The organism is Anaerophaga thermohalophila str. Valhall, assembly GCF_000250735.1.
Lineage (GTDB): Bacteria > Bacteroidota > Bacteroidia > Bacteroidales > Marinilabiliaceae > Anaerophaga > Anaerophaga thermohalophila_A.
Genome location: NZ_AHZV01000054.1, coordinates 1 through 8292 on the forward strand (window position 1 = coordinate 1; position 8292 = coordinate 8292).

Annotated in this window: 7 protein-coding genes; 6 read left to right on the forward strand and 1 reads right to left on the reverse strand. The window is 41.9% G+C overall.

The window, feature by feature from the left end:
* From OQ5_RS0102260 to OQ5_RS0102280, 5 genes are all read left to right on the forward strand, one after another.
* Positions 1–2748 (forward strand): T9SS C-terminal target domain-containing protein (locus tag OQ5_RS0102260; RefSeq protein WP_016775937.1); only part of this gene is annotated, 2748 nt, incomplete at its 5' end.
* A gap of 22 nt (positions 2749–2770) precedes the next feature.
* Positions 2771–3718: a PorP/SprF family type IX secretion system membrane protein gene (locus OQ5_RS0102265; protein WP_255297343.1), complete on the forward strand. Its 948-nt coding sequence runs from the start codon at positions 2771–2773 to the stop codon at positions 3716–3718.
* 253 nt (positions 3719–3971) lie between these two features.
* Entirely contained in the window at positions 3972–4454 is a 483-nt protein-coding gene (locus tag OQ5_RS22850; protein ID WP_026055071.1) for a tetratricopeptide repeat protein, read from the forward strand.
* Positions 4455–4504: 50 nt separating this feature from the next.
* Positions 4505–6169, forward strand: a complete 1665-nt coding sequence (locus OQ5_RS0102275) for an OmpA family protein (protein WP_026055072.1) — start codon at positions 4505–4507, stop codon at positions 6167–6169.
* A gap of 71 nt (positions 6170–6240) precedes the next feature.
* Positions 6241–7164, forward strand: coding sequence for a mechanosensitive ion channel family protein (locus OQ5_RS0102280; RefSeq protein ID WP_016775939.1), 924 nt, complete (start codon positions 6241–6243; stop codon positions 7162–7164).
* Here the strand turns inward: OQ5_RS0102280 and OQ5_RS23770 are convergent.
* Positions 7145–7345 (reverse strand): hypothetical protein, encoded by a 201-nt coding sequence (locus OQ5_RS23770; protein ID WP_016775940.1) that lies wholly within the window; start codon positions 7343–7345, stop codon positions 7145–7147. The two genes, OQ5_RS0102280 and OQ5_RS23770, sit on opposite strands and share 20 nt — an antisense overlap.
* 519 nt (positions 7346–7864) lie before the next feature.
* Between OQ5_RS23770 and OQ5_RS0102290 the strand changes: the two genes are divergently transcribed.
* Positions 7865–8101 carry a hypothetical protein gene (locus OQ5_RS0102290; RefSeq protein WP_016775941.1) on the forward strand — a complete coding sequence of 79 codons (237 nt, stop codon included), beginning with the start codon at positions 7865–7867 and terminating at the stop codon, positions 8099–8101.
* Positions 8102–8292: the final 191 nt, after the last annotated feature.

Consider the following 8292-nt stretch of genomic DNA (forward strand, 5'->3'; position numbering starts at 1 on the left):
GATCCTGCCTCTGCTACCATAACCATTGAAGATGATGAGAATCCACCTCATGTTTCGCTTTCCGCACAACCGCTGTCTATTTCTGAAAACGGCGGGACAACCAACATAACGGCCACCCTTAACAGGCGAACCATTGAACCGGTTGTGGTCACCCTATCCGTCAGCAATGGTTCCACTGAAAATGAAGATTATCAACTGGAATCTGATGATATCACTATACCGGCAGGAAGTCTGTCGGGTGAAACAACCCTTGAAGCCATTGATGACAATATTTATGAGGACAGTGAAAGTCTGACGCTATCAATATCCTCAGTTTCGGGTGGAGATGCTTATGAAAACGGCATCCAAAATGTTACTATTTTTATTTTGGATGATGAACAGCCTCCTTTGGTAACATTGTCAGCATCCCCGGAGAGCATTGCAGAAGACGGAACAAGCACCATAACCGCCTCGTTAAGCAACGCTACCGAGCAAACAGTTATTGTTTTGCTTGAAGCCACCAATATAACCACTGAAGATAATGACTACAATCTGACATCCACATCGATCTCTATTTCACCTGGAAGCACAACAGGTTCTACCACTCTCGATGCCATTGCCGACAATATTTATGAAGGAGATGAGGTTCTCGAGATTGCTATTTCTCAGGTGGCTGGTGGTTCTGCCTCAACAGCGGGCATCCAGGAAGCTGCCATAACGATTGAAGATGCACAAACCGAACCGGTGGTTAACCTTCAGTTAACCGGTTCCCCATTTACGGAAGACGGTGGTTCTGCTATTATCAGTGTCGGGTTGAATCATGCATCCACCCGCGAAGTTAGTGTTGAGTTGGAATATTCGGGCACAGCTGCCGGCAACGACTATTCAGGTCGAATTAATTCAGTCACCATTCCATCTGGCCAATTGGAAGAGACCATCACTTTGACCGGAACAGATGATTTTGAAGCCGAAGGAGACGAAACGATAACCGTCTCCATCTCGTCCGCTTCAGATGCTACCATCGGAGAACAGGAGGAAGTAACGGCCATAGTGCTGGACGACGACATCGCGGGGATAAAGCCAATAATTTCCGATGCCGGTACTACTACTTCAGAATCAGGAACCTCTGATAATATTTCTATCCTTTTAAATACACAGCCAGCTACTAATGTTGTCATCGAAATTACAGGACTCGACACATCCGAGGGAACACTCAACTCCAATCGGTTAACCTTTACCCCGGAAAACTGGGATGAACCGCAAATAATAACAGTTACAGGTATAGACGACAATGAAGTCGACGGGGACATCTCTTATACCCTGGCATTCTCTGTGGTTAACGAGAGTTCAGATGAAGCCTACCATAATCTTTCTGTTCCTGTTGAGGTAACAAATACAGACAATGATTCAGCCGGCTTTGATGTTACAATTACCAATTCAGAAACCATTACCTCTGAGTCAGGCACCACAGATGTCTTTTCAATTGTGCTAAAAAGCCAGCCATTCTCCGATGTGGTCTTTGAAATTACCGGACTCGATACTTCAGAAGGGATCCTCAGCACTGATGAGATCATCTTTACTCCCGACAACTGGAACCAGCAACAAACAATCGTCATTACCGGAGAGGATGATGATGAGGTAGATGGCGATATCAGCTATACTTTAACCGTGGCCGTTGTTAACGAAAGCTCGGATGAAAATTATCACGGCCAGAGTACAACTATCCCGGTCACCAATACGGATAATGACTCTGCAGGATTGATAACAATTCCGGAAAGCCTTTCGTTGGAAACCTCCGAAAGCGGAACTTCAGATAACTTTTCACTTCAATTATCCAGTAGACCAGCCTCCACGGTAATAATCAGGGCATCAGGGATAGATGAGACAGAAGGAACCCTAAATAACGATGAATTCATTTTTACGCCCGAAAACTGGAACCAACCGCAAACAGTAACAGTAACCGGTGTGGATGATGACGAAGCAGACGGTGACATTCAATTTAGCATTGAATTTATGGTGGACGCATCTGCTTCGGACCAAAACTATCATGATTTGTCATTTACAGCCGAAGTAACCAACCTTGATAACGACCAGACCAACCAGCCTCCGAATCCGGAGGACGACGAGTTTGAGGCCGAACAGGACCTGGTATTTAATGGTAGCTCTTTGCTGGATAACGATACAGACCCTGATGGTCACGAATTAAGCATCAACACGGTACCCGTTTCATTTCCGGAGAACGGAACCGTAGAAATAAATCCCGACGGAACTTTTACCTATACACCAAATCAGGCTTTTTTTGGAACAGACAGTTTCGAATATGAAATATGTGATAACGGTACTCCGCAACTTTGCTCGAACGCAACTGTTACAATTACCGTTGTCGAAATTGATGATCATGATGGAGACGGTATTCCCACAGAAGTGGAAGGTTACGGAGATTCTGACGGGGACGGCACCCCCGATTACCTGGATCCAGATCCCTGCTTTGAGGTTGTCGAAGGTTTTTCGCCAAATGATGATGATATTAATGAAAAACTAATCATTCCATGGGTAAAAAGGGATGAAAATGATAATTTCAGCTTCATCGTTTTCAATCGTTGGGGCAATACAGTTTACAAACAAGACGAATTTACAGGTGAATGGGACGGAACATCCAACGCCGGCATCACTATTGGAAAAAAGTTGCCATCCGGCACCTATTATTACGTCATCACCATCAGAGATATCAATAAAAAGGTAAGCGGATATTTCTATATTGTTCGATAACAAATGTTGTAACATTATACTAATGAAGATATCAGCGCATATAAAAACATACATCTCATTCGCATTAATGCTGGTTGGGTTTTTGTTCTCTCAAAAAACTTTTTCGCAGCAGGAACCGAGGTATACACAGTACATGCATAATATTATTACAATCAATCCTGCTTATACCGGAACGCGCGACGCCTTAAGCATGATATTGCTTTCCAGACTTCAGTGGGTAGGCCTTGACGGGGCACCAAGAACCCACAACTTTGCCGCCCATACTCCCCTGAGAGATCATACCATGGGATTAGGACTTTCGCTGGTCTCCGACGAATATGGCCCTGTTAACAATTTATTTCTGAATTTCAGCTACGCTTATCGTGTAAACATTACGGAAAAAACAATACTTTCCCTGGGACTAAACGGAGGCCTGTACAACTATCATGTAGGTTTAAGCAGTTTGAATGTTGATGAAACGGACCCTTCGTTCAGTAAAGACCTGGAACAAAAATTTATTCCCAATGCCGGTTTCGGGCTTTATCTCTACTCCCCGAAATATTATGCAGGCGTATCGTTCCCCCGCTTATTTCAAACAGAACTGGGGGATAATGACTCTCCGGGAGAGCAGATGCACACACTGCAACGACACTTTTTTGTAATGGCAGGATACGATATCGACGTAGGATCACAAATGGTACTTAAACCCTCATTCATAACAAGGGTTGTTGAAGGTGCCCCTTTCTCTGCCGATATTACAGCCCGCCTTCTTCTCCGTGAAACTTATGAGGCAGGCTTCTCTTACCGACCGGGTGAGAGTCTTTCCCTTCTGGCCGGGATGCACATAAACCCGCAACTCCTTATTGGATATGCTTACGATTTTTCCAATGCCGATATGAGACCTTTCAACAACGGCAGCCATGAAATTGTTGTTAGTTATGAATTCGGGAAGACAACAAAAGAAAAAGTAGTCTCTCCCCGTAATTTTTGACTTTGCCTGGTCACAATAGTCCGTTAAAAAAATCCTAATCGCAAAGTAATTCTGCGCTAAAGCTACAGAGTCTGAATGTATCCTTCGCCAAAGCTGCGGAAACTGAAAGACACAAAGTTTTTATTATGAGCGATTTGTGATTTACTTCTTTGATTTCATAAACAATTAACTACCAATTGTTTGTAAAAGTTTAAAGGGGTATTGTGTTCAGACTTATAAAAAATGACTATTTTGTGCATAAAAACTATGGTTAATGACATTGAAACCGTTAATACTTCTGGCTTCACTTCTTTTTACTGCTGCAATGTGCGTGGGTATTGCCCAAAACCAGGAAGCAGAACTAAGTCGCTCTGCATATAAGCGACTGCAGAAAGCAAAGACGGCTTTTGATGAAATGGATTATTCGACCGCCATTCAACTCTACCGGGACGCAAACAGGAAAGAGGAAATTCCCGATTCATCGAAAATCAGACTCGCCAGAGCATATATCGAAACCAATGATCACAACAGGGCAGAAGCCGTTTATAAGGAAGTCGGCCTCGACAATCTCAGCGGAGATGATTTGTATTACTTTTCACAAACACTCAGGTACAATGGTAAATATATAGAGGCAGGTCAGGCCATAAAAAAGTTCATTGAGGAAAATCCCGATGACCAGAGAGCCAAACTCTGGGAGAATAAAGATAACCTTGCACAACAACTACTTCAGGAAAAAAATATACAGTTTCCGAAGTAAATTTTAACAGCCGGTATTCCGATTTTTCGCCACTCATTCAAAACGGAATCATGTATTTTACCTCATCCCGTCCGGCCGGAGCTGTTTTTAAAAACAACGAAGGAGGGTCATTCCTGAACATTTTCCGTGCCGAACAATACGGAAACTCGTTTGTGTCACCTGAAATTTATACCACTGATTTTAAAACACGATATAATGACGGTCCTGTATCTTTTAATATTCATGGAACAGAGATATTCATTACCCGCAACATATTTCACTCACTCATTAAGAAGAAAGGAGATAACGGTTTCAACAGGCTCAGCATAGTATATTCCAGAAGAAAACCCGATGGAAGCTGGACCACACCGGAGGAGCTGCCCTTTAACGACCCCTCCTATTCCTGCGCCCATGCCTTTTTGACAGAAGACGGTAACAGACTCTGGTTTGTATCCGATATGCCCGGTGGCTACGGTGGAACAGATATTTACTACGTTGAAAGACAAAATCAGAGATGGGGACAACCCGTCAATGCCGGTGATAAAATTAACACACCCGGAGATGAGATGTTTCCTTTCGTTGACAGTAACGGTATTCTCTATTTCTCCTCCGACGGACACCCCGGACTTGGTGGACTTGACTTATTCGTTGCCAAAAAAATTGACGGGGAATACGCGGTGAAAAACATGGGATACCCAATTAACTCATCAAAAGACGATTTCTCCATTTTTATCGAACCCGGTGGGAGTAAAGGCTATTTTGCCTCTAACCGTCCGGGAGGAACAGGCAGCGATGATATCTATAAGTTTGAAATTTTGCACCCGGTAACCTTCGAAAAACCACAAAGAACATTCCCGGGTATGGTCATTGATAAAAACACCAGAGAACCTGTTTCGGGTGCAATTTTAGGAGTACTCGACAATGAAGGAAACTATATTCAGGATATTACAACCGGTCGCGACGGATCGTTTTCCTTATCCGATACCATCTCGAAAGAGATTACAATAATCGCCGCCGAAGAACATTTTTATCCTTTCGAAGAATCATTCTCTCTCAGCGATTATGAAGACACTTTAATGGTTGCCCTTAACCCCAAGCCGGTGTACGGAGTTAAAGGGATTCTCACAAGAGCTTCCGGCAACATTCCGGTTCCATCTGTTTCCTTGTTCATTCATTCACCCGATTCGAAAACAGATACCACGCGTACAGAAAATGACGGCTCCTTCAAAGTAAAACTGAATCCTTATTCGAATTATTACCTGGTCTTCTATAAACCGGGATATTTCCCCTCCGGCCTTTCCTATTCCACATCCGGAAGAGACACCGGTTATGTCGACCTTAATCAATTGACCGGTCTTGACTTAGAGCCTGCATTAACCGGAAAATCATATCTGCTGAATATTTCTTATGAGCAAAACAGCCTGGACACAGCCAACGGTTCTCAACTCCTGCTGGATGCTGTTTCAAAATTGTTGAAAGACAATGAGTCATGGACTATAGAGATCGGTGTACACACCAGTTCAAGGGGAGATGCTGAAACCAATCTCCATAATTCCAGACAAAGGGCACAATCTGTGGCTGCTTATCTGGAAAATGCAGGAATTGATTCGTCACGCATTTCTGCAAAAGGATTTGGAGAACAACAGCTAATAAACGACTGTGCCGACGGAGTCCCTTGTACAGATGAAGAACATGAAGAAAATGAACGTACTGAAATTACAATTCTGAACAGGTAACCCACGTATAACAAACGAACTACTGCATGACCCTTACAATAAAAACATTATCATTCAAACACAGAATTATTATGGAAAATTTACTTACTACTGAATTTTGGTCAAGAGCACTTACCAATGCAATAGACTGGGCTATAAAAGATCTGCCCGGGATAATAATCATTCTTATCGCATTAATTATTATGCTCCGGGTCGTAAAGTTCTCTATTAACCGGCTCAAAAGGATTCTGGTAAAACGGGCAGAAGGTGACGAAACAGTAGATACCGGCGAAGCTGAAAAACGAATCAATACCCTTACAGGTATTGTCCTTGGAGCCGTACGAATAGTATTATATACTGTTTTTATAATAATGCTGCTCAGTAAATTCGGCATTGACGTTGCGCCCCTCCTGGCCAGTGCCGGTATTCTTGGACTGGCAGTTGGCTTTGGAGCACAGGAACTGGTGCGTGATTACATATCCGGGTTTTTCATGCTTCTCGAAGACCAGATCAGAACCGGCGATGTTGCTATAATTAACGGAACCGGAGGACTTGTTGAAAAAATTGAACTGCGAACAATTACTCTCCGCGACTTTAACGGAGTGGTTCACATATTTCAGAATGGTAAGATAAATACCTTATCGAATATGACCAAAGAATGGTCGGCCATGGTTTTTGATATAGGTGTTGCTTATAAAGAAGATGTAGACCAGGTCATGGAAATCATGAAGCAGGTTGGTGATGAACTTCAAAACGACCCCTATTTCGGCCCAAAAATCATAGAACCAATAGAAATACTTGGACTTGATCAATTTGGCGACAGTGCTCTCATCATTAAAGCAAGACTAAAAACCAAACCCATCATGCAATGGGAAACAGGCAGGGAATATCGTAGAAGACTGAAAATTGCCTTCGATAAAAGCAATATTGAAATTCCTTTCCCACATACTACTGTTTACTGGGGAGAAGAAATAAATCCTCTAAAACTTAATATCACTAAAGAAAATGAGGCCTGATCAAAAGAAAGAAACCTGCTGAAGCTTCAATTACGAAGTCATGTAAATAGCGCAACATATTCTTTAGAAACAGAGTCTTCCAGAACCAGGAAGACTCTGTTTCTTTTCCTGCAAAGTCTGCTTCCTCTCTTGAAAACTCTATTGCCACAAACCGCCATTTGCCGGGAATGTCTTTAACCAAAAAAATATTTGATCAGCACCTCAAAAAAAATTAAGCCGGACAGAATCTCTTTTTTAATACAGGATTTGCTGAACAACGCTTAAATAATTAATAATAAATTATTTACGTTGCATTGCCCCATTAAAGGTGCAAGGTTTTTCATGCAAATCTTTAAAAATGTTTACACCTGTAAATCAATAGATCATGAGATTTTTAGATATAAGTAATCGACAGGCAGAAGTTTGCCAGGCAGAAGGCAGAAGTGTTAAATTTTGCAGATAAGAATTTTACCGTTAGTACCGAAAATTGGCCTGATAAGCAAAAATCCAACTCCGCAAAACAAATGATTGATATAAAGTATTTTGTAATTTGAGTTAGATATAAGATGTAAGATGATTTTTACAACATTAATATACTGCATTTAAATAAACAAACTTCTTTAGATACAAACAATTGACCTACAGCGTATTGCAAAATTTAACGAAGGATTGTGTAAATGTTAATTGTCAACATATCACTGTTCAAAAGAATGTCGTAATAATGAACGACTTTAACAATTTAAAAGGCGCTGTGGTCTGTCCGCTTTCCGGGCCGGCGGATGGCGTGAAGCCAAAATGGGCGACGTTTATTGCCTTGCGCAATGGCCGGAAATTTTGGCTTTCGCGGGGAGCCAGGTTTAAGCGGACCAGACCTTTTTGGTTCTTTTTGGGGCAATGCCAAAAAGAACAATGGAAAATAAGTTTGAAACAGGCTGCTGACTTTTTCAGAAGCCTCTAACCTGCATTATTCATAAATTATCTATTACGATGCTCAACTATCGGCAAAACACAAGCGTCCTCATCAAATTTGATTTGAAAATAGTTCACTATTTCCTGCATCAAATTTGTATGCGGTTGCTTGCGTTTTTTGATATTTGAACATCTCATGACGAAAACTTATGAATAAAGCAGGTTAATGTAATTTCCGAA